The organism is Mucilaginibacter sp. P4_E8, from assembly GCF_056401495.1.
The window spans coordinates 1-26068 of the sequence record NZ_JBFUJG010000012.1 but is presented as its reverse complement, the minus strand read 5'-3'; the positions used below and the strand labels follow the sequence as shown (position 1 = coordinate 26068).

Sequence of the window (26068 nt, the reverse complement as noted above, 5' to 3'; positions counted from 1 at the left end):
CCCCTATAGCGCAAGTGTTTTGATCGCATTGACGGCTCATTCGGAACGCAGACTTTTAACCGGGTTGGCCAGTGCCGCTTTAACGGCCTGCACGCTCACGGTAAGTAAGGCAATAACCAGGGCAGCCGCTGCAGCCAGGGCAAACATCCACCAGCTGATACCGATCCGGTAAACAAAGCCCTGCAACCACCGACTCATAGCCCACCCGGCAAGCGGTGCGGCGATCACGAAGGCAATGACCACCAGCCTCAGAAAATCTTTGGACAATAGCCGCACGATACCGGTAACACTTGCACCCAGGACCTTGCGGATGCCGATCTCCTTATTGCGCTGTTCCGCGCTGAAGGCCGTTAAGCCGAATAAGCCCAGGCAGGAAATTAAAATAGCGATCAGCGTGAACGAATTGATGATCTGCGACAACACGGTATCGCTTTCATAAGCGCTTTGCATCCGGTCATTCATGAAGGTATAGACAAAGGGCGTCTGCGGCAAATTTTCATGCCACACCCGCCCGACGTCCGCTAAGCATTTAGCATAATCCCTGGTATTCGTATTCACGATCAGTTTATCAACCTCAGCAGCTTTCGGCGCATACATGATCATGAACGGGGCAATATTATCATGCAAAGATTTGTAATTAAAGTCCTTTACCACGCCGGCTATTTGGAATTTGCGGTCGCCGTCTGAGAACAGCGTGGTTCCAATGGTCTTGTCGGGGTCAAGGCTCAATCGTTTGGCCAGCGTCTCGTTGATCAGCACTTTTCCCGAATCACCCACCATCAGGTCGCGGCCTGCAGTCAGCTTGAGCCCCATCGTTTTGACAAAATGCTCATCGGTATATAGGTTTTGCTGGTCGACAGCGTCAGCCGGGTTCATTCCGGATAAATACACACCCCAGTCAAAATAATGTTCCGCGCCAAAAGTATTGCTGACCCGTGAGATCGATCTCACGCCGGCCAATTGCTGCAGGCCGGCTGCCAGGGCGTTCATTTTGCTTTTGGTATCGTTAGTGTGAAACGTGAGAATGATCTGCTGGTCTTTGTCAAAACCCAGGTCGCGGTTTTTGATATAATTTAACTGGCTGTAAATGATGACCACGCCGGTAATCAGGATGATCGAGATGACGAACTGGAAGACCACCAGCGAGCGCCTCAGGACCTGCGTGGAAAACTGGCTGGTAAAATTCCCTTTTATCACCTTAATGGCTTTGAAGGCCGACATATAAAATGCCGGGTAACTGCCGGCGGCCAAGCCGGTGACCACTATCAACCCGCCCAGCATCAGCCATAAGCGCGGATCGCTAAAAAACAACAATTGAATGTTCGCCCGGGTGATCTGGTTCAGATAAGGCAACGCCAGCCACAACAGCGGCAAAGCGATAATTACGCCGATAAACGACAATAAAAAAGATTCGCCTAAAAACTGCGTGATCAGGTCATATTTTCCGGCGCCGATCACTTTTCTGACGCCCACTTCTTTTGCCCGCCCGGAGGCCTTGGCCGTGGACAGGTTCATAAAGTTGATACAGGCAATGAGCTGGATCAACACGGCTATCAGGATCAGTACATACAAAAAAGACGCACTCACGATCTTCCCACTTTCGGCATCATAACCTGATGTCGTATGAATGGAGGCCAGCGGCTGCAGGTGCAGGGATTTACTCATTCCGGAACTTTTCAACTGGTCCGCTCCATATTTGTTGAGGAAGGCAGGCAGCTTTTTTTCAAAAGCAGTAACGTTAGCGTCCGCTCGAAATTTCACATACGACTCTGTAAAGTTATTTCCCGCCCAGGAATTGTTCGTCAGGATGCCGCCGCCGTAACCATTTTTATTCAGGCGTATAAAAAGGTTGGCCGCAATTTGTGATTTCCCGGCACTTTGATCCACCACACCGGTTACTTTAAAAATGTTCTTACCATCCTGGTCGTCGATCGTAATGACCTTACCCACCGGGTCAGCGCTTCCGAAAAGCTTGTCCGCCACCGGTTTTAACAAAACGATACTGTTGACATCTGTGAAGGCATTTACCGGTGACCCATTGGTAAAATGATAGGTAAAAACGTTGAAAAAGGTGGAATCGACCATAATCGCACCCTCTTCATAAAACGCTTTGTCTTTATAGCTGACCAGGTGTTCGCTGATGCCCAGCGTAGGTATGACGCGGGTATATTGTAACACCTCCGGGAAATCACTTTTTATAGCCGGCGCGATCGGAGGCGAAGCGGTGGCCATGTTGCTGACATCGCCGGTATGCGCGATCGAAGTGGTCACCCGGTAAATAGCGTTGGCATCCTTATGGTGTTTGTCATAACTATATTGATCTTGCACATACAGCAGAATATACATACAGCATAACGTACCTGCCGCCAGGCCGGTAATATTAAGCAGGCTGAAAAAGCGGTTTTTTAATAAAAAGCGCAGCGAGACTTTGAGGTAATTTTTGAACATACAAGTGCGATTTAATTTGTCAGAAGACCATTGCGGAATGGCTTCCTGACGTAAAATTAACGCTCCGGACAAAGCTGCGGGTCTCAATTTATAAATTGGGAGTTCATTTTCCCGGCCGCCTTTGTAGTCGGCCGGGCTTTTACCGGTCATGTCTTTGAAAATGCGGTAAAAGGTACTTTTAGAATTGAAACCGGAATCATAGCCAATGCCGGCAAGGTTCAACCGATCATACGTTGGATCTTGCATTTTCCGGATCACTGCTGCCACCCGGTAGGCATTGATAAAATCGGGAAAACTCTTTTTTAGCCCGGTATTAATGATGCGGGACAGCTCATGCGCGCTGAGGTCAAGCTTTTCAGCCAGGGATGTTAAAGTAAGTTCCGGGTCCTGGTAATAGCGGCCGTTTTTCATCACCTGCTTCAGCCAGCTCGCTTTTTGCCTCAATTCCGTTCCAGGCAACGGTCTTAAAGCCAGCCGCCCGGCCACCCGGACTTCCGGCCGTAAATGCACTGCAACGGCGATCGCTATGATCATAATCGCTGAAAGCAGATATAAAGACACATCAACGGACAGGTCAAAATAACCGGCAACTGTGCAAGCCAGCCACAAGCACCACCACAGTGCAATGGCGTCTAGTAAACGCCGCAGCCAGCGGTATTCCAGGCGGGACCTGTCCATCATTACCGGCGGCAGCCGCCGGGAGTAATTTTGTAAGAGCTCATATGACCGGTACAAATAGCTGATGGCTGCCCCCCCTACCAGCAAAACTATTAGCAGGCTGCATTGCTGTAAGGCCGGGATGCAGCCGGCCAACCCTCCGATTAAAAGCGGGCTAAAGTGCAGCAGGTCTTTCCGCCTGAACCGGTATTCCTGACTGATCGTTTTTCGAACATAAAAATAAATGAGCGGCCCTGCCAGAAGCAGCGCAGGAACCGTGCTGTAAACGGGAAGATACACCGGCAGCCGGATATCAATGATTAACAAGCGGAAGATCCACCAGATCATGGTGAGCAACGCAAGCGCAAGCAATCGGTTAGCGGAGAGGCGGTTGTTTTTGAACAACGCTAATAAGGCGGCAAAAGCCAAACCAACGAATAGCATTCCGCAGAGCAGCAAGTCATACAGCGTAATATGGAGTGTATCTAAATTCAAGTAGTTTAATCGCATCAATCGTCGTTCCAAATATATAACACACTAAGGATTAGGACATTTACGAACACTTCAGAGCGAATAGTGTAATATAAGCGAACGGGGAGATGTTCGGTTCCGCTTAGCTATTGACTCAGCTAATACTCCAGATACCATTGGAATTAACGCTATCATCTTTAAATTCTTTAACAAGATCACTGTTAATATCATTTAATAAATATTGAACCCTAACCTTACCTGAAAGAGTGAACGGTTTTGGGTTTATCATTACATGCCAAAACAACGTCCCTATCCTCCCTATTAGTGATACCTTATCAAAAATCACTTGATAAAATAGAAAAAAGAAATCGCCTGTTCGATATCTTTAATAAAGCCCCACAAATTTTCCTCTAAGCGCGCTTTGTCTATATAGATTTGTGAAAAGAGGCTATTGTTACCGTGATTGTAACCTAATAACATTACGTCAGTCTAATCCTTAAAAAACGTATAAAACTCCATTAAGTGTTCTAAGAATTTCCCTTTGGGCTACTACAATAAGTTTAAACATCTAACAATTTGATTGTTAGAGGTTTACTTGTTTTTAAGCTAAGGTGTTTTCTCGATCGTACTTTTGCCGAATAATACAATTATCTAATAATCAGTAATTTAAACTGATTTAATGGTATTCTAATCCCTTTTGGAGGTTTGTTTTGAATATTCTTTAAACTTCAGACTCTAAATCTTTATCACCCACCCCGAACCGAACGCCCAATGTTCGCTTTTGTTACAGCAAATATTTCAATCGCCGTATAATTTTCTATATGCCAATATGTTGTAAATTTGAAACAGCCTTTGGGCTATTTGAATAACTTGAATCCTGATATATTTCATATTAACCTGTACCAACTGGCCGCCATGGCAACCCTGTTTTCGGGGTTTACACTTGCGGTGCTTGTAGCATTCGCAAAAAGAGAAGGCCAAGCAGCCAACCTGTTTTTAAGTGCCGCTTTAGCTGTAATTGTACTGAAGACTGGTGGGCTTTCGTCGATTTTTTTACCGGCGCTGGGGCCGCTGTTGTATTTTTATGTGCGGCGGATGACGGCACCAAACCTGCAACTTGGCCGAAAGGATATTCTACATTTTTGCCCTTTGCTGGTTGCGTATTGGATTCCGGGCTGGCTGGTGCTAATTTCGGTTGTCATTTATTTATATCTGTCGCACCGGCTGATACAGCATTTTTATAACCGCTTGCAGCCGGTGCTAATGGATAGGCCGCGCTTTGCTTTCCGCCGGTTAGATAAGGCCTTGCACCTGCTCGGCTTGCTTTGCATATTATGGCTGTTTAATGATGTCTTGAGTTTTACCATTGCTTTTGTGCTTATTGGCGTAGCCGCCGAAGTGATGCTAAAATTGGATAGCAGCACACAACTGGCAACGCCGATAACAGATAGATATGATGCAAAGGAAAAAAGCCGAAGGCTAAAGGAAGCCGTAGCTGCAAACCGTCTTTACGAGGATGCCGAATTGACATTGACCTCCCTGGCAGTAAAGCTGAATATCCATCCGCACGATTTATCGCGGATTATTAATGTGGGGATGGAAAAGAACTTCAGCGACTTTATTAATGAGTTCAGGGTTCGTGAAACTGCCCGGAAGATGCAGGACCCGGCCCACGACCGGCTCACACTGCTGGGGATCGCCTATGAATCGGGATTTAATTCCCAAAGAACTTTCAACCGCGTTTTTAAAGAAATGACCGGAAAAACGCCAATGGAATACAAGAACGGCCTGAAAAAAGAGTTGCCAAATGATAAGTTGGCCACCCCATCACACATCCCGTCGGTAATATTGCGTTCAGGAAGCCCGCCAGGTTGGGCTCCTGTAAAATTAAATCGCAATTATATGTTTAAAAATTATTTCAAAATTGCCTGGCGCAACCTTATTAATAATAAAGTATTATCGCTTATTAATATAGGTGGCCTTGCAGTGGGTATGGCAGTGGTAATGCTAATCAGTTTGTGGATTTTGGATGAAGTATCATTTAATAAGTACCACGGTAATTATCACCGTATAGCCCAGGTAATACAAAATGTGACCAATAATGGCGAAGTGAAAACCTCGTTCCATGTACCGTATCCTTTGGCAGCCGAGCTACGCAAAAACTATGGCAGCGATTTTAAGTCTGTAGCAATGTCGACACTTCCGAAAGATTATATATTGGCTTTAGGCGACAAAAAACTGACTGAGCAAGGTGCCTTCATGGAAGCCGGCGGGCCAGCCCTGTTTACACTAAATATGCTCGAAGGCAGAGGCGATGCTATAAAGGACCCATCGTCGATATTAATATCGGCGGCTACAGCGAAGGCATTTTTCGGCAATGAGGACCCCATGGGTAAAGTTTTGAAGTTAAATTTGAGGTGGAACGGTTTAGATAATCTAAAAATAGCTGGCGTTTATGCAGATCTGCCCGAAAATACCACGCTTGGCGGCACGGCTTTTATTGGTTCATGGGGCCACTTTGAGGCAGGCTTGAGCGAAATGAGGGAGCCATGGGGCCCAGGCATTGTTAACTTATATGTTCAACTGGCTCACAATGCCGACCTTGACAAAGTATCTTTAAAGATCAGAGATGAAATGCTCCGGCATTTAAAACCAGTTGCAGCTTCAGCAAAACAGGCGCTGTTTCTGCAGCCAATGAGTAAATGGCATTTGTACAGCGAGTTTAAGGACGGAAAAAACATTGGTGGCGAAATACAATATGTGTGGCTTTTTGGTATTGTAGGTGTGTTTGTACTGCTGCTGGCCTGTATCAACTTCATGAACTTAAGTACAGCCAGATCAGAGAAACGCGCGCGCGAAGTAGGTATCCGCAAGGCAATTGGTTCATCCCGCGGCCAATTAATAAAACAGTTTTACGGTGAATCATTACTTTGTGTATTGATGGCTTTTTTGTTCTCGATACTATTGGTGGAGTTAAGCCTTTCAGCCTTCGATCAGCTGGCTGGTAAACAAATAGTCATTCCCTGGAACAGTCCGGCGTTTTGGCTCGCGGGAATTGGCCTCAGTTTTATCACTGCTATTATCACCGGCAGCTATCCGGCCCTCTACCTGTCGTCATTTAAGCCTGTGAAGGTATTAAAAGGGGCGTTCCGGGTCGGGCGGCTGGCTTCGGCCCCGCGTAAAGTACTGGTGGTGCTTCAGTTTACAATTTCTATTGTGCTTATTATCGGTACCATTGTGGTTATCCGGCAGATAATTTTTGCCAAAGACCGCCCTGTAGGCTACAGCCAGGACAGATTGGTTGCCATACCCGTACGAACTTTTGAACTCCACCAACATTTTGATGCGATAAAACAGGCCCTTGCGAGCAATGGTACGATAACTGAAATGGCCGAAGCAGATGCTCCGCCTAACAAAGTTGCCGGTACTACTGGCGGCGTCGGATGGCCCGGAAAAGACCCTAACCTGGATGTCGGTTTCAGCCTGGAGGATATTTCATACGATTATGGTAAAACCATTGGTTGGGAATTCAGCGCAGGCCGCGACTTCTCACGTTCATTCCTTTCTGATTCAGCAGCGGTGGTCATCAACCAGGCAGCAGCTGACTTTATGACTATGAAAAAACCGACAGAAAATTACATAACCTTTTATAGTCAAAAGTTTAGGATCATAGGGGTGACTAAAGACATCATTAACCGTTCACCTTATGAACAGGTGCAACCTATGGTTTATTTTTTGACGAAATGGCCAGGAGGCTGTTTACTGCTAAAGATAAACCCGAAAATGAGTGCAGTTAAAGCTATTAGCAACATCGCTTCGGTGTTAAAAACCGAGAATCCCCAACAGCCATTTGAGTATCACTTCGTTGACCAGGAATACGCCAAAGAATTCGGTAATGAAGAACGCATAGGTAAGCTGGCTACTGTCTTCGCCGGCCTGGCTATATTCATCAGTTGTCTCGGGCTTTTTGGCATGGCATCATTCATGGCCGAACAGCGTGTTAAGGAAATAGGTATACGTAAGGTGCTTGGCGCTTCAGTGTTCGCCCTGTGGCAATTGTTATCGAAAGATTTTGCCATACTGGTGTTTATTTCAATAATTATAGCCTCGCCTGTAGCTTATTATTTCATGCACAACTGGCTGCGTAATTATCAGTATCACACCGATGTCGCCTGGTGGATATTTATCGTTACAGCTATTGGCGCTATACTAATCACATTAATAACGGTAAGCGTCCAGTCCATAAAAGCCGCATTGGCAAACCCGATAAAAAGTTTGAAGACAGAATAACAAGCTATGTATGCCGACTTTTTTATTTACCTCCTGAAGCAAGCCTTTTATTAAAGTCATGACCAACATGATAAAGATTTACCATGTTGTAACGCGGACTTCTTATTCAGTAAGAAAAGCAAAGAACCATATCCGGCATTTATGATTGTTCGAATCCCGTAGGGTTCACAAGGCCATTGTTCCTCAGACTAGGATCGAACCACAAAACATCGATAATCTACATTTAAAAATTTCACGTACTGCAATCTTGTTTTCATCTTTCAAAATCGGCTCAACTGCCTCTAAAAACTCCATTAAGTGTTCAAAGAATTTCCCTTCTGGGCTTCATTAATCTTACTTCACTCCGGGTATCCCCGCTTTCACTCCATTTTATTAGGCGGGCTGTTGCGCGCTTAATATCTTTAAGCAATAAAATATGAATGCTAATCCTATGAAATTTAAAATCCTTGCCTTTTCAATTTGTTGCATCGCTTGCCTCACGGCAAATGCACAAATAAACCAGCGTTTTGACAATAGTAATTACAAAGCAATTTACTTTAAGGAAGCTTGCGACCTGATCGCTAAAAATCCGGATATCGTTTTGCTGGACGTACGGTCGCCGGGTGAATATGCTGATACCAGCAAGTATATTAGTTCCAATATAGGAAGGTTCAAAGGGGCCATCAATATCTCCATTGACTCCATTGACAATCATGCTAAGGACCTGGAGACTTATAAGGATAAAACAATACTGGTTTATTGTTCGCATAGTCAGCGTAGCCGCGTAGTGAGTAAAGCGCTGGCTGATAACGGATTCACCAAAGTTTACAGTTTAAACGGTGGAATGACCGAGGTTGACAGGGCGGCGGATGCTGATTTCCCTTGTAAAACATCATTATTCACCACCGCGATGCCTTATAAATTAATGGGGCCGAAAGATGCTTTCGCATTTGTCAAAGATAAAAATAACGTCGTGATCGATGTCAGACCTGTTGCGGCATTTAACGGCACAGATAGCATGGACTATGCCAATGTAGGCCGGTTAAAAGGCGCTATTAATGTGCCTCTAAGTAATTTTGACCAGGAAATACCAAAACTTGAGAAATATAAAGAACGCCCTGTTTTAGTATACGAACTGCATACCGATGATGCGATGAAAGCCGCCTCGAAATTAATTAAAGCAGGGTTCCGGAACGTATCAGTACTTTTCGAAGGATATAATTCCTTTTTGACTAACACGGTATCGACATCAGATTTGCGAAAGGAATTAATTATTGGCGCCCCTGCCTATAAAATAATCGGCGTCAGGGAGACCGTGGATCTGGTGAATAAAACTCCCGGCTTAATAGTAGCGGACATCCGGCCGGCGATGGAGTTTAAAAATATGTCATCCAATAATTATTCAAATTTAGGGCACATCAAAAATGCTGTTAATTTTTCTGAAGAGGGCCTGGAAACCTACCTCAGAGATAAACCCAAATCGACCCCTGTTCTGATTTACGGAGCCTTTACCGCAAGTATGAAAATGCGGGGCATGACCGGGGTAGATGTGAGCTCACTTTGTAAAAAACTCACATCGGAAGGCTATACTCATGTATACCTGCTGTACAATGGCCTGTATTCGGTAGTATGGGCGTCAGGCAATGTTGAAAGCTGCCGCGACGCAAAGACCATTTTAACCGATCATCAAAACCTTTACTAATTATATCATGATGAGCGGGTCAACGTTTTTAATTCTTATATTGATAGGCCTGGCAGCGGGTTTCCTTGGCGGCATGGTCGGGCTTGGCGGGGGCATTATCCTGATACCGGCGCTGGTGTTGTTCCTGTCCATGGATCAGCGTATGGCGCAGGGAACAACTATTGCAATCATGCTGCCGCCGATCGGTTTTTTCGCCGCCTTTAATTATTACAAGGCGGGTTATGTAAACATCAAATATGCTTTGGTTATCGCTATCGTATTTATGTTGGGTGGTTATCTGGGTTCAAAGCTGGCGTTAAACCTCCCAGTCCCGTTATTAAAGAAAATGTTTGCGGTATTGTTGGTAGTTATCGCCGCTAAAATGATCTTTACCAAATAAATGCCCATGATATAATAAAAAGCGGCACAATTATGTAAATTGAAATTATGCATATCCCTTTTGGAACAGCCGTAGTGCTGAGCAATATTTTCTTCTTCTCGAGCATTGGGATCTATCTGTATTACCGGTCTGAAATCCTGTTCAGCGGGTTTAATATCAGTAGCTTTAACCGGCGCAGACTGGCGTTGTGCCTCATATTCCTGTGTTTTTACATGGCCATCATGTCGTTTTACCCGTGTTATAACGGGTTCGATACGTTTGAGCAATTTTGTCTTGTTTCCTTCTTTCATTTATTGCGGTCGGCTTTTTTCGTTTTCCTGCCCGTATTGGTCATATCCTATATACAACGATGGCTTGAAAACCGGGGCATGCCGCTCTTTAAGCAGCATTTGATTGTCGTGGCCTGTATATTTTTTTTCCTCACCTCTACCAATATCTGGATGGCTTTGCTTATAGCCCCCAGTCACCGCATCAATACCATTACTTATACATTCCTGATGTCGCTGCTGTTTAGCGGGATCGTTTCGGCACTATACCTCAATATTACCTACGCCAATCTCGCCGAAAAACGACTTCGTTTTGAAAGGGAACTGGAAATATCAAAATTGAACGAGCTAAAAACGAAAGCCGAGCTGGACGCGTTGCAAGCCAAAGTGAACCCGCATTTTTTATATAATACGCTTAATTCTATTGCCGAATTATCTTTGCACCAAGGCGCAAAAGCCAGGCAAATGACGATTGCCCTTGCTGACTTGTTTCGGTACAGCCTGAACAAAAAGAACGAAACCATGATCGCTTTGGAGGATGAAGTTGAAATGGTTGAAAATTACCTGATGATAGAAAAGATACGGTTTGAAGATAAACTGGAAATATCGATTGAAATGGATGACGCTGTAAAGCAGGTAAAAGTTCCTAAGTTTATCTTGCAGCCGCTGGTTGAGAATGCGGTGAAACATGGATTGAGAGAACCCAATAAAAAAGGGATCATCAAAATAACCATTGCGTATGAAGCGAATCATATTGACCTTAGAATATTTGACAATGGCGAACCATTTCCGGACGATATACAAATTGGTTACGGTTTAAAAAGCGTGATGGATAAGCTGAACCTGTTTTATCCTGATAAACATACCATCTATTTTGAGAACGAGCCGGTAAAACAAGTTACCATTGCTATTACTGACACTGTAAAAAATGCGCAACCCGTTTAAAGCCGTTATTGTAGACGATGAACCGCCGGCAAGGCGGCTGCTTGCCGAGCTTTTGGGCGAACACAGGCAAACGATCCATATTGCGGGCGAAGCCAGTAACGGAAGCGCCGCGATTGAACTGATCAATGAGCTGAGACCTGATGTCATCTTCCTTGACATTCAATTAACCGATATGCTCGGCTTTGATGTGCTAAAGGAATTAAACTACAAGCCTTTTGTTATTTTCACTACCGCTTATGATGAATATGCCATCAAAGCATTTGACGCGCTCTCGGTAGATTACCTGCTGAAGCCTTTAAAAGAAGACCGGATAGCACGTTCAATTAATAAATTACAGCATTTTGCAGGCGGTAACGATGCCAACCCGGTTTGGAATAATATCGAGTCAATGCTTAATGGGTTCAGTCCGCGAAAAGAGATCAAAACGCTTTCGGTAAAAAAAGGCACAAAATTCACCCTGGTACAACTGTCGGATATCGTTTATTTCGAAGCCTATGATAAATACACCTATGTGCATACACAGAACGGGCAAAAGCTCTTTTGCGATCACATGCTGGCTGTGCTGGAAGAAAAGCTGTCTGCCGATTTCATCCGCGTGCAGAAATCCTACATCGTCAACAAGCAAAAAGTAGTTGAAATACATAAATACTCCAATAGCCGGTACTCCCTGGTTTTAAGCAATCAGGATTTTACGCGCATTATTACCGGACCCTCGTATTTCGGAATCGTTAGGGAGGCGTTTGGGGTTTAAATTACGGTGTACTACTAGGCCCATCTTAGAAAAGTTGTTGCTCGCAAGAATTTACACTATCTGGCATAATTTACCCTATCAGTTTGTTTGGGTATTAAAGCTACTTCATATTTTAAATTCCATTCTTTTATATTTTCTAAAATTGGCAAAAAAGCTAGGCCTTTTTCAGACAACTTATATTCTACCCTTGGCGGTAATTCCTTATAGGCCAATCTTTCCAATAGTCCATCTTCTTCCAACTCTTTTAGTTGTTCGGTTAGTACCTTCCTTGAAATGAGTGGTACTATGGAATCGAGCTGACCAAAACGAATGGTACGGGTGCCAATAACATCTAATAAAATTGGTTTCCATTTATTACCAATGGTGCCAATAGCTCTCGTAAATGGACAATGCGAATTACAAAATCTTTCGTCTCTCATATGATTTTAAATTGTAGTTACCCAATGGTAACCAGAATATACTGTAATAGTTACAAATATAAACTATTGATAATACCTTTGCGAAACAGATTTTAAAAATATATCAAATAATGAGTAGATTAATAAACAAAGTAGCAGTTATCACAGGTGGTAATAGCGGCATTGGTTTTGGCATTGCCCTGGAATTTAAAAATGAAGGTGCTAAAGGAGTTATTGTCGGCAGAAACCAGAAAACTTTAGATAATGCTGTGGCTCAGCTTGGCGATAATTTTATAGCCATAAATGCCGATGTAACCAACCTTGCCGATCTGGAAAGAGTGTTTAAAGCAACAGCTGAAAAGTTTGGTAAAATAGATGTGATCGTAGCCAACGCGGGTGGTGGAGCTGTAGGAACTGTGACAACTCTTGGCGAAGCCGACTTTGACAAGACAATAGATTTAAACCTGAAAAGTGTTTACTTCACGGTTCATAAAGCATTGCCCTATATGAATGATGCTGGTTCTATTATTTTGATCGGGTCAAATGCAGCACATCGGGCTTATCCGAATTTTACGCTTTATGGTGCTGCAAAAGCGGCCGTGATCTTTTTTGCAAAAGCATTTTCAAGCGACCTTTTAGGCAGAAAAATCAGAGCAAATGTAATAACACCAGGTACAACAGATACACCGGCATTTGAAAAGTTTGTTCCCTTAGAACAAATTGAAGCTATAAAAAAACACTTTGCAGGTGAAATGCCGATAGGCAGAATCGGGCAACCAGCTGACATTGGTAAAACAGCAGTTTTCCTGGCCTCTGATGATTCTTCGTTTTTGCTGGGTGCTGAAATCCTTGTTGATGGCGGCATGACCTATTTGGCTAAGTAATTAACCCAGGCCGGCGCGAGTTATAAACTCGCGCCATTAAATAATTAAAATAATTTTCAAAATGAGCAAATCAGAAAATAAAGCAGCGAGCTACGCCATAATAGGCTTCGGCAATATCGGCAAAGCCCTGGCCAGGGCGTTTGCCCGCAACGGAATCGAAGTATCCGTTGCAACTACACGCAATCCGGAAAGTTTTGCATCCGATGCGGCCGCAATCGGACCCGGGATCATTCCCACAACACTGGCAGAAGCCGTCAAGGCAGACGTCATCTTTCTGGCTGTGCGTTTTGAATCGCACCCAGATGTGGCAAAGGCACTGCCCACTTGGCAGGGAAAGACCATCGTCGATGTGACTAATGCCTACGGCGTGCCGCCCGCGAAGTTGGGAGGAATGCCTTCTGCCGAGTTCGTCGCGCAGGCCTTCACCGGTGGAAAATTGGTTAAGGGCTTCAACCATCTGATCGCCGCCATTCTTGACCAGGCTCCGGCCGTACATGGTGGCAGGAGAGTCATTTTCCTGGCAAGCGATGATGACGGCGCAGCAGCAAAGATCGGTGCGCTTGCGGAAGATCTCGGTTTTGCACCAATCCAACTTGGCGGGCTTTCAGAAGGCGGACTGCTTGTACAGGCGCACGGAAATAGCTGGGGGCAACTGATTTTTAAGGACCTGGTCAAGTTCGACTGATGAATCGTGATTCAAATCTTTAATAATAAAACAATGAATAAATTAAAAAACAAAGTGGCGGTAGTTACCGGCTCTTCAAAAGGAATAGGCGCCTCTATTGCCAAATACTTTGCGGCAGAAGGCGCAAAGGTAGTTGTGAATTATGCCTCAAGTAAAGAAAGCGCAGATAGCGTAGTGAAGGAGATCACGGACAATGGAGGAATTGCCATTGCGGTACAGGCCGATGTATCGAAAGAAGCCGATGTAACCAGGCTGTTTGAAGAAACCAATACGGCTTTTGGCTCATTGGATATTTTGGTAAACAACGCGGTCTTTCAGCAATTTTTACCTATTGAACATGCATCGGTAGAAGCTTTTCATCAGCATTTCAACGTCAATGTTTTGGGTCCTGTACTTACTATCCAGGCATCTTTAAAACTGTTTGGCGATAAGGGTGGCAATATCATCAATATCAGTTCGGGTGCAAGCAAATCGCCGATGGCGGGAGTCTCTTTGTACTCTGCAACTAAAGCAGCATTAGATGCCATAACGATTTCTTTGTCGAAAGAACTGGGTGCAAAAAACGTTCGTATCAATTCTATTTTGCCTGGCGCTACGGAAACAGAAGGAGCAACCAGTGCGGGCGTTACCCCTGGCAGTGAGTATGAAAAAATGTTTGTTGCCAATACCCCGCTTGGTCGCAGAGGTCAGCCCCAAGATATTGCAAAAGCTGCCGTATTTCTTGCTTCCGATGATGCAGCCTGGATTACAGGAGAGCAAATTTCCGTTTCGGGTGGTATGTATGGTTTTTAAATCATCATATTACTGCTAGTCACAAATCATTGACATCGAATATGTAAACAAGGCATTTGAACACTTGGAAAAAGTTGTTGTAAAATATCGCTTTGTTATAGATATGGCAAGCCTCGGAAATTAATGGAGTTCCCTTATTTTAAAAGCAGCTTCTTTGGTAACAGGGAAGCTGTTTTGTTTAAGGTTATATTCGGGAAAGGCGCTTGGCTAGCCCGACCATGGCTATCAACCAGTCGGCCGCTCGGTGCATCGCAACTCCGACAGTAAAATTACAGTTATCTTTGATTTTTTTTCAGCAATCCCAATGAACTTCAAACACAAAGTCTTGTCACTCCTTTATATAATTATTTGACATAAATTTCATTCATCAACAAATTTTCCGGGTCTGCTATTAACTTCTGCCGCTTGTCTTGAATACCCACGAAACTGGAATAACGAAACTTTTACTCAAAGTTCTGTCAAATACTCTAATTTTCACATTGTAGGTTCCGTCGGCTTTTTTCTGATCCTCGTAAACCACTGCGCTAACTGTCGCCATAATTAAGTTTCTTTAGCGACGAAAATCATCCAGACGTATTCCAGACGATTTTTCGTCAAGTTCAACAAAAAATTATGTAAGACCTGACTTTAACATGGGTGATCACCTGGTCAAGCTGCGCGGCAGAGAAAGCCACTATTTTTAACAAAAATAGCCCTTTCCGTGCAGAAAAGGGCTATTTTGGATCGTGAAATAAAGGCAAAAAATGCTTTATTTTTCGTGCGCCCACCTGGGCTCGAACCAGGGACCAAAAGATTATGAGTCTTCTACTCTAACCAACTGAGCTATAGGCGCAGCTATTTGTGTTTGTTTAACGGGTGCAATTTTACATATTTGTCGTCAAATTACAAAACCCTTTTTATGCAAAATATCAGAAACATCATCTTTGACTACGGTAACGTTATATTTAGTATCGACTTTTTAAGGGCGCAGCAAGCATGGAAGCAACTGGGAATCAATAATGCAGCGGAATTTTTTGGTCATAAACAACAGGATGAAATTTTTGACAAATTTGATCGCGGCGAGGTTACAGCCGACGAATTCAGGACTTATATCAGGCAAAAAACAGGCAATCAAGCGTTGACAAATGATCAAATTAACACTGCATGGAATAGCATGTTACTCGGAATTGAGGCTGGCAACAACGAATTGCTGTTAAACTTGAAGGATAAATACCGTACTTTTTTACTGAGTAATATCAATGCTATCCATTACGACCATATTATGGCTTATCTGAAATCTGAATTTGGCTTTGATGGGAATGATCACATTTTCGAAAAAACATATTATTCGCACCTAACCGGCAAACGCAAACCCGAACCTGAAATTTTTGATTTAGTATTAAAGGAAAACAGCCTTGATCCTTCCGAGACATTATTTATTGACGATAGTCCGCAGCATTTAGCCGCCGCTCAAAAATTAGGTATCCAAACCTTTTTAATGACAGCTCCTGATACGCTGCAACAGTTCTTTAAAAGAGAAAAGCTATAGAATGTGCAAATTCTATAGCTTTTAACTCGAGTAAATTCAATAATTGTTACCCTCTTCTTCTTTTTTCTTTTACAATTAAACTTAGCTCCCGGCTCATTTGCCCGGCTATGGCTGTATTTTCCTGCGCACGTCTAAATAAATAGGGTAATACAGCCTTAATGGGGCCGTACGGGACATATTTAGCTACATTATATTGGGCATCAGCAAGGTTAAAGCTCAGGTTATCGCTCATGCCCAATAGCTGCGAAAAATAAACATGAGGGTTCTTATGGTCTATTTGTTTAGCATCTAAAAGTTCGGCAAGTAAACGGCAGCTTTCTTCGTTATGGGTTCCTGCTATAAAAGCTATCTTATTAATATGAGTAGTGCAATAATCGAGTGCAGAATCATAATCAAGATCGGTAGCTTTTTTGTCAGGTTGAATGGGCGATGGATAACCATTTTCTTCAGCACGCTTACGTTCCTTTTCCATATAGGCTCCGCGCACAATTTTTGCACCTAAAATAAACCCCTCACTAATAGCAATTTCATGGTCATTTAATATCGATGCCAGCTTATCATGCCTGTACATTTGATATGTGTTGTATACAATTGCCCTTTTAGTATTAAAGCGGCTCATCATAGTCAATGCTAACAGGTCAATGGTTTCCTGTATCCAGCTTTCTTCAGCATCAATCATTACTGGCACGTTACTGGTATGAGCCTTATCACAAATGGCCAGCACCCTGTTTTGAACTTTTTGCCATTCTTTTTCTTCGTCGGCGGTAAGCGGCAGCCGGGCATCAAGTTTTTCTAATAGTGCAAAACGGCCAACGCCGGTTATTTTAAAAACAGTGATAGGGACAGCTTTGTCTGTTGCAGCACGTACTATGGTTCGTATGATCTCATCGCGTGTATCGTCAAATACAGTTTCATCATCCTCACCTTCTATAGAGTAATCTAATATGGTACCTACCCCACCGCTGTGTAGATTTTTAATCGTATTATTACACTCCTCAATAGTTTCGCCACCGCAAAAGTGTTTAAATATGGTTGCCTTTATAAGGCTTTTAATGGGTAAGCCTATTTTCATAGCCAGGTTGGTTACCGGCGGACCTATCTTTACCAAAAAGTTAATGTTAATTATTCTGAACAACCAGTAGGCCCGGTTAAGATCAGCATTAGATGAATGACGGAAAGCGATTTCTGTATTTTCAAAAGAGAGCTTAGCGTGTTTGATGTTATTGTTCGTTTCGTTAGAAAGCATTTGCAAAATTATAAAATGATATCTCATTATTCCATGAATAGTTTATTTTTGCCCCTCCATGATAGAATTTAAATTAACGGGCGACTATATCCCCATGATACAATTACTAAAAGCCGCCAATCTGGTGTCAACAGGCGGTGAGGCGCAAATAGTTGTAAGTGAGGGCGAAGTGACTTATAATGGCCAGGTTGACTACCGTAAACGGCTTAAAGTTAAGCGCGGTGACCTGGTTGAATTCAGAGGTAATAAAATCATGGTGATATAATTATGGATACTATTCAAAGCGATAATTACCCTATTTATTTTAATAATAGCATTGACGAGCTGGTTAACTTTATTAAAAAAGGTAACTATTCGCGCTTTTTTATTTTAACCGATGAGAACACGGGTGTCCACTGCTTACCCATCATAAAAAGCAAGATTGATGGCCTGGGCGACTATGACCTTATCGAAATAAATGCCGGCGAAGAAAGCAAGGATATTGATTTTTGCATTGGTGTATGGAAAATGCTGATCGACTTTGATGCCGACCGTAAAAGCCTGTTAATAAATCTTGGTGGTGGCGTTGTAACGGATCTGGGGGGCTTTGCAGCCTCAACTTTTAAAAGGGGATTTGATTTTGTGCATGTACCTACCACCCTTTTATCTCAGGTAGATGCATCAGTAGGCGGTAAAACGGGGATTGATATTGATAGTATAAAAAATATCGTAGGTACTTTTACCCAGCCCAAAGCTGTATTTATTGAGTACGATTTTTTAAAAACACTTCCCGCCCGCCAAATCCTTTCGGGCATTGCAGAGATGCTTAAACATGGTTTAATTGCCGATGCTAACTATTGGGATCAGCTTAAATCAAGCGACCTGAAAAACCCTTCGGCACAATTGGTTTACCGCTCTGTAGAGATAAAGAATGTAATAACTATTGAAGATCCAACTGAAAAAGGCATCCGCAAAGCTTTGAATTTTGGTCATACCATTGGCCATGCAATCGAAACTAATTCATTAATAAATGATAAAGACTCTTTATCTCATGGTGAAGCGATAGCAATAGGCATGATCTGCGAGTCGTATCTCTCACACAAAAAAACAGGGTTAAGCGCTGCCGAATTGAGCGAAATAACAAATGTATTTAGCGATCTTTATCCAAAATATACAATTGCCGAATCGAGTTTTGATACCCTGTTTGCCATCATGCAAAAGGATAAGAAAAATCAGGATGGTAAAATAAATTGCACGTTACTGACGCATATTGGTCAATGCAATATTGATAATATCTGTACAGAAGCCGAACTTTGTGAAAGTTTAATGTATTACATTAATTTGTAAGATGTCCAGCTTAGATTCCAGGGATAAAGCAGCACTTGTGCTGATGGGTTTACTGGTAGTATTAACCCTTGTTGAAATGGGTTTAAGCTACTGGGAAAATCGTAAATATTATGAAACGCGCGATACGCTGACTAATATCTATCTTACTTCACTTGCGGTTATTACTAATTTGATAGTTAAAGTAAGCACATTTGTTATCCTTACCCTTACTTATCAATACCGGCTTTTTCAAATACATAACGTTTATTTGTATTGGTTTTTACTGGTTGTGGTGCAGGATTTTTTATATTGGGTTTTGCATTATACGGGCCATTACTGCCGGCTTTTTTGGGCCATGCACGTAACCCACCACTCATCAGAGCACTTTAACTTTACTACAGGATTCCGTTCAACCGTATTTGAGCCATTTTACCGTGTGTTTTTTTACCTGCCGCTCGCTTTGATGGGTTTTACAGCATTAGATATATTGTATGCTTATTTAATTACCCAACTTTATGGTAACCTGGTACATACACAATATAAAATACCGCTACCAAAATGGTATGGCTGGTTATTTGTAACCCCCTCACATCACCGGGTACATCATGCATCAAACATTCCATATCTTGATAAAAACATGGGTATGATGCTTATCATTTGGGACAGGATGTTTGGAACTTTCAGAGATGAAGATTTGGAGGAACCCGTTAAATATGGTTTAACCAAACAACCCGAAGACATGGGTCCGGTAAATGTACTTTTTCATGAGTGGAAAGCCTTGCTCCATGATGTTAAACATGCACCGGGCGTTAAAAACAAGATCGGGTATTTGTTAAACCCTCCGGGTTGGAGCCATGATGGCAGTACACAAACTGCACGGGTTATGCAACGGGAATACAAAAAACAGGCTTTTGGCAAATAAAATTTGGTTGGACAAAGTTATTTTACAAAAATTAAAATTTTCTATTGACAAATACATTTTTAGCCGTACATTTACAACGTAATAAAAAACAAATGAAATTTACAAGCGCATATTATTTCGGTTACTACTTTTACTTTAACAGTGAGAGCCGGGACTAATATGTACTTAACACACACATAAAGAAACTAAAAAGTCCCGGCACAAAATGCCGGGATTTTTTGCTTTAATAGGGTTTATGAAAATAGAAAAACCACGGGTTGCAATACAGGGAATACGCGCTTCTTTTCACGAAGAAGCAGCCATAAGGTACTTTGGCGAGAATGCCCAAACCATTGAGTGTAACTCTTTTAAGCAAACATTTGAGGCCTTAAAAAATAAAGAGGCTGATTATGTAGTAATGGCAATTGAAAACAGTATTGCAGGAAGCATATTGCCAAACTATACTTTATTGCTTGATTATGGTTTCCCGGTAGTGGGCGAAATTTATTTACCTATTCAGTTACACTTAATGGCATTGCCAGGTGTAAAATTTGAAGATATAAAGTACGTAACCTCGCACCCTATAGCTTTACGTCAGTGTGTTGATTTTTTTGATGAATACCCGCATCTTAAAATTGTGGAAAGTAATGATACGGCGGCCTGTGCTAAACGTATTAGGGACGAACAATTAACTGATACTGTTGCCATAGCCAATGCACTGGCTGCGAAACTTTATGGGCTTGATGTATTGGAACGCAGAATTGAATCAAACAAAAAGAATTTTACCCGTTTCCTGATCCTTACCCATCATGATAATGTAGAAAAAAAGAATGCCAACAAAGCTTCTCTTTGCTTTCAGGTGAGTAACAAGGTTGGGGCTTTAGCCAAAGTGTTGAATATTTTTGCCGATGAAGGCGTAAATATGAGCAAGATTCAGTCAATGCCTATTTTGGGTAAACGCAATGAGTACAATTTTTATGTAGACATTGAATGGGAAGAACAAAAACAATATGATGCCTCCATACGACAAATACTTAAATACACGCACAATTTTAACATACTTGGTGAATATGAAAGACATGACGATGAATTAACTCCAAAACCACTAAAAAACGACAGGGTCCGGAGATATATCAATATAAGAAGGAACATCTGAGCCTGCATTACAGCAATCAAAAAGTAAAAGAAAAATTAACATAAAATATAAAAACACCGGTATAAATAATCTGCCGGACTAATAACAAAACAATGAAATTAAATTTAAACATACAGCCGCTTCATACCTGGATCAAGACCGGAAAAGAACCATTGGTAATAGCAGGCCCATGTAGCGCCGAAACGGAAGATCAACTGGTGGCTACTGCCCACTTATTAGCCCAAACGGGCCGCGTATCTGCATTACGTGCAGGTATCTGGAAACCACGTACACGTCCGGGTGAATTTGAAGGTATTGGCAGCATTGGTTTAGAATGGCTTAAACGTGCAAAAGCTGAAACCGGCTTACCTACTGCCATTGAAGTTGCAACTGGCAAACATGTTGAAGAGGCATTAAAAGCTGGCGTTGATATATTATGGGTAGGTGCCCGTTCAACCGTTAATCCTTTTACTGTACAGGAAATTGCTGATGCCCTAAAGGGGGTTGATATTCCAGTAATGGTTAAAAACCCGGTAAATCCTGATCTTTCTTTATGGGTTGGCGCGTTGGAGCGTATCAACAACGCCGGTATCACTAAACTGGCCGCTATTCACCGTGGTTTCTCATCTTACGAGAAATCTGCTTTCCGTAACGAACCAATGTGGGATATCGCTATCGCCTTAAAAACCTTAGCTCCTGAATTGCCTATCATCAACGATCCAAGTCACATCTCTGGTAACCGTGACCTTATCGGTTACATATCACAAAAAGCTTTAGATCTTGATATGCAAGGCTTGATGATCGAATCGCACATTGACCCAAGTGTAGCCTGGACAGATGCTAAACAACAGGTTACCCCTGCGGCCCTTGCTGATATTATCGATCACCTGGCTTTACGTAAACCGGAGATCCGTAATGCAGAAGTAAACGATAAACTGGCCGAGTTACGTAACCAGATCGACAAAATTGACGATTTAGTTATTCAGAAAATTGCCGAGCGTATGCAAATTGCTGATAAGATCGGTCAATACAAAAAAGACAATAACATTACCATTTTACAAGTTGGCCGTTGGGACGAGATTCTTCAAAAACGCACCAACTATGCAAAAGCTTTAAAATTAGGCGAGGAGTTTACTGAGAAATTATTGGAGCTTTTACACGCCGAATCTATCAGCAGGCAAACAGCTATCATGAATAAAAGTGAAGCCGGACAAGCAGCAGAAAAACTAACCCACGCATAACTATATAATGATGCAAAACATCATCCTGACAAAAAGTAATAAGCAAATAAATGGCACGGTACACCTTACCGGATCAAAAAGTGAGTGTAACCGTGCACTGATCATCGAGGCATTAAGCGATGGTAAAGTAAAAGTTGAGAATGTTTCGGACGCGGCCGACGCGGTGTTGCTTGCTGGTATTTTGAGAGGTACGAAGTCTGAAGTTCTGAGTCTTGAGCCTGAAGTCTTAAGTCAAAGATCAAAAGACTTAGAACTCAGAACTCAAGACTTAAGACTTGTAGACATTGGCCCCGCAGGTACAGCCATGCGTTTTTTAACAGCTTATTTTGCAATACAGGATAATGAAGTAATACTAACCGGCAGTCAGAGGATGAAAGAAAGACCAATAGGTATATTGGTTGATGCGCTGAGAGAGTTGGGTGCCCATATTGACTATGAAGAAAAAGAGGGCTTCCCTCCTATAAAACTAAAAGGCAGTTTCGAGCAGCAAACTAGTAAGATCAGTATTAAAGGTAACATTAGCAGTCAGTATATTACCGCGTTGTTACTCATCGCTGCCCGACTGCCTTTTGGTTTGGAATTACATATTGAAGGTGAGTTAACTTCCCGTCCTTATGTTGAAATGACACTTGCGATGTTAGAAACCGCAAAGATACAGCACAGTTGGGAAGGTAACGTCATTACAATATCAAATCAGGAGTTTGCAACAACTTCATTACATGTTGAACCCGATTGGAGCGCGGCATCATACTGGTATGCCATTGCAGCACTGGCAGATGAGGCTGAGTTATTGTTAACCGGCTTAACCCAATATAGTTTACAAGGTGATAGCGTGATAACCGAGATCATGGCCAATTTTGGTATCACTTCGCAATTTAAAGATGGCGGGGTGCATTTAACAAAAGAGGTTAAACCACTTGCACGTAAAATATTCGACCTTAAGGAATGTCCTGATCTGGCACAAACCATCATTGTAGTATGCGCGGCTTTGGGCCATGAAGCTACTTTTACAGGCCTGGAAACTTTAAAAATAAAAGAGACCGACCGTATTTTGGCTCTACAGACCGAGTTGGAAAAAATGGGTGTAAAATTGATCGAAAAAGGTCAGGTTTATAAACTGGACTGTAGCGAAAAGTTTATACCCGAACGTATGTTTATCAATACCTATCATGATCACCGTATGGCTATGGCATTTGCACCGCTGGCGCTCATCATCCCGCAACTTGAATTTGAGAACGGGCCGGTAGTTGATAAATCTTACCCTGCATTCTGGACCGATCTGGCAAAGCTTGGATTCGGAGTTCAGGAAATAGAAAGATAAGGCTAAGGATTAAAGCTGAAAGGCAAAAGGTTAAATTAATATCCACCCGTCATTGCGAGAAAGCCCCCTCTAAATCTCCCCTTTGGGGGAGATTTTAAAAAAAAGTATTTTAAAGCCCTCTCCTTTGGAGAGGGTTGGGTGAGGCTTTTTGCTTTCTTACAATAACTTAAATAACAAAACCAATTATTGATATTTGCAATGAGTTATCTCAAATCTCATATCTAACATCTCATATCTAATAAGACAATGGCAGGCAATTCATTCGGGCAAATATTCAGGATAACCACTTTTGGAGAATCGCATGGCGAAGCTATAGGGGTAATTATTGACGGCTGTCCGGCGCAATTAACGGTCGATCTGGATTATATCCAGGGCGAACTGGATAAACGCAAACCCGGTCAGTCAAAAATAACCACGCAACGTAAGGAAAGCGATACAGTAAAAATATTATCCGGCGTGTTTGAGGGTAAAACCACGGGCACTCCTATCGCCATGCTGATCCCTAATGAAGATCAACGCTCAAAAGATTACAGCCATAATGTGGATGTATTCCGTCCCTCCCATGCTGATTATACTTATCAGGTAAAATATGGCATCCGTGATCATCGTGGCGGGGGCCGTTCATCAGCCCGCGAAACTGCCGCACGTGTGGCAGCCGGCGCATTGGCCAAACTATTGCTTAAAAGCCAGGGAATTGAAATTGCGGCTCATGTAAGCAGTGTTGGCACCATCAATGCACCCAATGTAAGTATTGAAAATATACAGGAATTTATTGACGATCGTGAAAAGAACATCGTACGCTGTGCCGACCCGGCGACAGCCGAAGAAATGATCGCTTTTATTGATAGCGTACGCAAAGACGGCGACACTGTAGGCGGTAAGGTAAGCTGCTATATTAAAAATTGCCCGGTTGGCCTTGGCGATCCGGTATTTGATAAACTCCATGCCGATCTGGGCAAAGCCATGCTGAGCATTAACGCGGTTCATGGTTTTGAATATGGTTCGGGCTTTGCCGGCAGCGAAATGCGGGGCTCAGAGCATAATGATATTTTTGTTAAATCGCATTTAGGCACTGTGAGCACCATAACCAATTTTTCGGGTGGTATACAGGGCGGTATCAGCAACGGTATGCCTATTGAATTTAAAGTAGCTTTTAAACCGGTGGCCACCATCATGAAAAACCAGGCTACCATTGACAGTGAGGGCAATGCCGCCGAAATATCAGGCAAAGGCCGCCATGACCCTTGTGTAGTACCACGTGCTGTACCCATTGTTGAAGCCATGGCCGCATTGGTTTTAGCTGATCATTGGCTCAGGAACAGAAACTCCATTTTAAGCTAAAAGCGTAAGGCAGAAAGCTTAAAGCAAGCTTTTAATAATTTACAATTAGATGCCCAAAGCGTATAAAAGCTTTGGGCTTTTTGCATTAGGCTTTAAGCTTAATCCCTATCTTTGCTGAGTAATGCTAACGCCTGTCATCCAATTATACAAAAAAGCCTATAGCGGACTATCTAAAAACAGCTGGTACTTAAGCCTGGTTATGTTCATTAACCGGAGCGGTACTATGGTGGTACCGTTTATGAGCATTTACACCATTCAGCAACTGCATTTTACTATTGTACAATCTGGTTGGGTGATGGCATTTTTTGGCGCCGGAGCCATATCAGGCGCATTTATTGGCGGCAAACTAACCGATAAGATAGGCTTTTATGATATCCAGGTTGGCGCATTGCTTATTGGCGGCATATTGTTCCTTATTTTAGGCTATCAGCATACTTTCATAACTGTTAGTATTGGTACGTTTATCTTAAGTATCTGCAATGAATCTTTTCGCCCGGCTAATTCAACAGCTATTGCACATTATAGCAACGATGAAAATAAAATACGCTCCTACTCGTTAAACCGGTTAGCTACAAATCTGGGCTGGGCTTTTGGCGGTGGTTTGGGAGGATTCCTGGCATCGTTCAACTACCATTTACTTTTTTGGGTTGATGGTTGTACCAATATTTTTGCCGCGCTCCTGTTATTAAAACTGATGCCCCGCTCAAAGATCATTAAAACCGTTAAAGCAGCGGGCCAAATAGTCAAATCAACATCGGCTTATAAAGACGGGGTGTATTTGATATTTATTTTATTGAGCACACTTTTTGCCACCTGCTTTTTCCAGTTCTTTATTATGCAGCCCGTATTTTATAAGATACAGTGGCATTTTAACGAACGCTTTATTGGCTTTTTGCTGGCATTAAACGGCATTTTAATAGTGATGGTTGAAATGGTATTGATCCATAAATTAGAAGGCAAAAGAAACCCGCTTACCTACATCAGTACGGGTATTATTGTAGCTGGTGCCAGCTTTGTTTTATTAAATCTATTGCCACATACGGCATGGATTGCTATACTGATCGTAGCCATGATCACTTTAGGCGAAATATTGAGTATGCCTTTCATGAATTCTTTTTGGATAAGCAGAACAACCAACAACAACCGCGGAGAATATGCGGCATTGTACAGCATGTCATGGTCGGYCGCTCAAATTATTGCTCCCGCAGTGGGAAGCCAGATCATTGCATACGGCGGATTTAATTTGCTGTGGTGGGTATTAGGAGCAGTGTGCTTGTTTTCGTCAACCGGATATTTTATCCTGAAAAAGTTCACACATCCTTATAAACAAGCGACAATCATAGTTGAAAAAGTTATTTAACATGAAAAAAGCTATAATATTAGATCTGGATAATACCATATAT

At 42.6% G+C, this 26068-nt stretch carries 20 protein-coding genes and 1 tRNA gene; 17 read left to right on the top strand and 4 right to left on the bottom strand.

The genetic code is table 11. The features are described from left to right. Nucleotides 1-36: 36 nt before the first annotated feature. Nucleotides 37-3600, bottom strand: a complete 3564-nt coding sequence (locus AC1DRQ_RS07560; protein WP_477423333.1) for an ABC transporter permease — start codon at nucleotides 3598-3600, stop codon at nucleotides 37-39. A gap of 846 nt (nucleotides 3601-4446) precedes the next feature. Here AC1DRQ_RS07560 and AC1DRQ_RS07555 point away from each other — a divergent pair. From AC1DRQ_RS07555 to AC1DRQ_RS07535, 5 genes are all read left to right on the top strand, one after another. Next, nucleotides 4447-7866, top strand: a complete 3420-nt coding sequence (locus AC1DRQ_RS07555) for an FtsX-like permease family protein (protein ID WP_477423331.1) — start codon at nucleotides 4447-4449, stop codon at nucleotides 7864-7866. A gap of 430 nt (nucleotides 7867-8296) precedes the next feature. After that, a complete protein-coding gene (locus AC1DRQ_RS07550; RefSeq protein ID WP_477423329.1) occupies nucleotides 8297-9547 on the top strand; it encodes a rhodanese-like domain-containing protein in 1251 nt (416 codons plus the stop codon). Nucleotides 9548-9554: 7 nt separating this feature from the next. Then, nucleotides 9555-9926, top strand: a complete 372-nt coding sequence (locus tag AC1DRQ_RS07545; protein WP_429393706.1) for a TSUP family transporter — start codon at nucleotides 9555-9557, stop codon at nucleotides 9924-9926. 47 nt (nucleotides 9927-9973) lie between these two features. Then, a complete protein-coding gene (locus tag AC1DRQ_RS07540) occupies nucleotides 9974-11137 on the top strand; it encodes a sensor histidine kinase (RefSeq protein WP_477423326.1) in 1164 nt (387 codons plus the stop codon). Then, complete coding sequence (locus AC1DRQ_RS07535) at nucleotides 11121-11888, top strand: LytR/AlgR family response regulator transcription factor (protein ID WP_477423324.1); 768 nt, start codon at nucleotides 11121-11123, stop codon at nucleotides 11886-11888. Before AC1DRQ_RS07540 ends, AC1DRQ_RS07535 begins: the two co-directional genes overlap by 17 nt. A gap of 56 nt (nucleotides 11889-11944) precedes the next feature. On the opposite strand, the gene AC1DRQ_RS07530 is transcribed toward AC1DRQ_RS07535, so the two are convergent. Beyond that, on the bottom strand, nucleotides 11945-12307 hold the full coding sequence (locus tag AC1DRQ_RS07530; RefSeq protein ID WP_429393715.1) for a winged helix-turn-helix transcriptional regulator: 363 nt from the start codon (nucleotides 12305-12307) through the stop codon (nucleotides 11945-11947). Nucleotides 12308-12417: 110 nt separating this feature from the next. Between AC1DRQ_RS07530 and AC1DRQ_RS07525 the strand changes: the two genes are divergently transcribed. From AC1DRQ_RS07525 to AC1DRQ_RS07515, 3 genes are all read left to right on the top strand, one after another. Next, nucleotides 12418-13170, top strand: a complete 753-nt coding sequence (locus AC1DRQ_RS07525; protein ID WP_429393718.1) for an SDR family NAD(P)-dependent oxidoreductase — start codon at nucleotides 12418-12420, stop codon at nucleotides 13168-13170. Nucleotides 13171-13231: 61 nt separating this feature from the next. After that, nucleotides 13232-13855: an NADPH-dependent F420 reductase gene (locus AC1DRQ_RS07520; protein WP_429393721.1), complete on the top strand. Its 624-nt coding sequence runs from the start codon at nucleotides 13232-13234 to the stop codon at nucleotides 13853-13855. Nucleotides 13856-13888: 33 nt separating this feature from the next. Continuing rightward, nucleotides 13889-14647, top strand: coding sequence for an SDR family NAD(P)-dependent oxidoreductase (locus AC1DRQ_RS07515; protein WP_429393723.1), 759 nt, complete (start codon nucleotides 13889-13891; stop codon nucleotides 14645-14647). A gap of 758 nt (nucleotides 14648-15405) precedes the next feature. Here AC1DRQ_RS07515 and AC1DRQ_RS07510 read toward each other — a convergent pair. Continuing rightward, a tRNA-Ile gene (locus tag AC1DRQ_RS07510) sits at nucleotides 15406-15479 on the bottom strand. Between the two features lie 66 nt (nucleotides 15480-15545). Between AC1DRQ_RS07510 and AC1DRQ_RS07505 the strand changes: the two genes are divergently transcribed. Beyond that, on the top strand, nucleotides 15546-16175 hold the full coding sequence (locus tag AC1DRQ_RS07505; RefSeq protein WP_477423319.1) for an HAD family hydrolase: 630 nt from the start codon (nucleotides 15546-15548) through the stop codon (nucleotides 16173-16175). Between the two features lie 46 nt (nucleotides 16176-16221). Here the strand turns inward: AC1DRQ_RS07505 and AC1DRQ_RS07500 are convergent, their stop codons facing one another. Continuing rightward, nucleotides 16222-17421, bottom strand: coding sequence for a proline dehydrogenase family protein (locus AC1DRQ_RS07500; RefSeq protein ID WP_477423317.1), 1200 nt, complete (start codon nucleotides 17419-17421; stop codon nucleotides 16222-16224). 58 nt (nucleotides 17422-17479) lie between these two features. On the opposite strand from AC1DRQ_RS07500, the gene AC1DRQ_RS07495 reads away from it, so the two are divergent. The 8 genes from AC1DRQ_RS07495 (at nucleotide 17480) to AC1DRQ_RS07460 (ending at nucleotide 26025) form a co-directional block, all read left to right on the top strand. Beyond that, the gene (locus tag AC1DRQ_RS07495) at nucleotides 17480-17686 is read left to right on the top strand and encodes an RNA-binding S4 domain-containing protein (protein WP_429393732.1); all 207 of its coding nucleotides are present in this window, start codon (nucleotides 17480-17482) and stop codon (nucleotides 17684-17686) included. Nucleotides 17687-17688: 2 nt separating this feature from the next. Continuing rightward, nucleotides 17689-18747 carry a 3-dehydroquinate synthase gene (gene aroB / locus AC1DRQ_RS07490; protein WP_477423314.1) on the top strand — a complete coding sequence of 353 codons (1059 nt, stop codon included), beginning with the start codon at nucleotides 17689-17691 and terminating at the stop codon, nucleotides 18745-18747. A 1-nt stretch (nucleotide 18748) separates the two neighbouring features. Continuing rightward, nucleotides 18749-19648, top strand: a complete 900-nt coding sequence (locus tag AC1DRQ_RS07485; RefSeq protein WP_477423312.1) for a sterol desaturase family protein — start codon at nucleotides 18749-18751, stop codon at nucleotides 19646-19648. Between the two features lie 235 nt (nucleotides 19649-19883). Then, a complete protein-coding gene (locus tag AC1DRQ_RS07480) occupies nucleotides 19884-20783 on the top strand; it encodes a prephenate dehydratase (RefSeq protein WP_429393746.1) in 900 nt (299 codons plus the stop codon). Nucleotides 20784-20875: 92 nt separating this feature from the next. Next, nucleotides 20876-22003 (top strand): chorismate mutase, encoded by a 1128-nt coding sequence (locus AC1DRQ_RS07475; RefSeq protein ID WP_477423309.1) that lies wholly within the window; start codon nucleotides 20876-20878, stop codon nucleotides 22001-22003. Between the two features lie 7 nt (nucleotides 22004-22010). Further along, the gene (aroA, locus tag AC1DRQ_RS07470) at nucleotides 22011-23324 is read left to right on the top strand and encodes a 3-phosphoshikimate 1-carboxyvinyltransferase (RefSeq protein ID WP_477423307.1); all 1314 of its coding nucleotides are present in this window, start codon (nucleotides 22011-22013) and stop codon (nucleotides 23322-23324) included. Between the two features lie 246 nt (nucleotides 23325-23570). Further along, nucleotides 23571-24665, top strand: coding sequence for a chorismate synthase (aroC, locus tag AC1DRQ_RS07465; RefSeq protein ID WP_477423305.1), 1095 nt, complete (start codon nucleotides 23571-23573; stop codon nucleotides 24663-24665). Between the two features lie 121 nt (nucleotides 24666-24786). Next, a complete protein-coding gene (locus AC1DRQ_RS07460) occupies nucleotides 24787-26025 on the top strand; it encodes an MFS transporter (protein ID WP_477423303.1) in 1239 nt (412 codons plus the stop codon). Nucleotides 26026-26068 lie beyond the last annotated feature (43 nt).

Bases quoted from the DNA above. Each gene is read 5' to 3' on its own strand.
- AC1DRQ_RS07535 (WP_477423324.1), top strand. From the start codon at position 11,121: ATGCGCAACCCGTTTAAAGCCGTTATTGTAGACGATGAACCGCCGGCA.
- AC1DRQ_RS07525 (WP_429393718.1), top strand. From the start codon at position 12,418: ATGAGTAGATTAATAAACAAAGTAGCAGTTATCACAGGTGGTAATAGC.
- AC1DRQ_RS07550 (WP_477423329.1), top strand. From the start codon at position 8,297: ATGAAATTTAAAATCCTTGCCTTTTCAATTTGTTGCATCGCTTGCCTC.
- AC1DRQ_RS07530 (WP_429393715.1), bottom strand. From the start codon at position 12,307: ATGAGAGACGAAAGATTTTGTAATTCGCATTGTCCATTTACGAGAGCT.
- AC1DRQ_RS07505 (WP_477423319.1), top strand. From the start codon at position 15,546: ATGCAAAATATCAGAAACATCATCTTTGACTACGGTAACGTTATATTT.
- aroB (WP_477423314.1), top strand. From the start codon at position 17,689: ATGGATACTATTCAAAGCGATAATTACCCTATTTATTTTAATAATAGC.
- aroC (WP_477423305.1), top strand. From the start codon at position 23,571: ATGGCAGGCAATTCATTCGGGCAAATATTCAGGATAACCACTTTTGGA.
- AC1DRQ_RS07485 (WP_477423312.1), top strand. From the start codon at position 18,749: ATGTCCAGCTTAGATTCCAGGGATAAAGCAGCACTTGTGCTGATGGGT.
- aroA (WP_477423307.1), top strand. From the start codon at position 22,011: ATGATGCAAAACATCATCCTGACAAAAAGTAATAAGCAAATAAATGGC.
- AC1DRQ_RS07475 (WP_477423309.1), top strand. From the start codon at position 20,876: ATGAAATTAAATTTAAACATACAGCCGCTTCATACCTGGATCAAGACC.
- AC1DRQ_RS07520 (WP_429393721.1), top strand. From the start codon at position 13,232: ATGAGCAAATCAGAAAATAAAGCAGCGAGCTACGCCATAATAGGCTTC.
- AC1DRQ_RS07540 (WP_477423326.1), top strand. From the start codon at position 9,974: ATGCATATCCCTTTTGGAACAGCCGTAGTGCTGAGCAATATTTTCTTC.
- AC1DRQ_RS07480 (WP_429393746.1), top strand. From the start codon at position 19,884: ATGAAAATAGAAAAACCACGGGTTGCAATACAGGGAATACGCGCTTCT.
- AC1DRQ_RS07515 (WP_429393723.1), top strand. From the start codon at position 13,889: ATGAATAAATTAAAAAACAAAGTGGCGGTAGTTACCGGCTCTTCAAAA.
- AC1DRQ_RS07495 (WP_429393732.1), top strand. From the start codon at position 17,480: ATGATAGAATTTAAATTAACGGGCGACTATATCCCCATGATACAATTA.
- AC1DRQ_RS07500 (WP_477423317.1), bottom strand. From the start codon at position 17,421: ATGCTTTCTAACGAAACGAACAATAACATCAAACACGCTAAGCTCTCT.
- AC1DRQ_RS07545 (WP_429393706.1), top strand. From the start codon at position 9,555: ATGATGAGCGGGTCAACGTTTTTAATTCTTATATTGATAGGCCTGGCA.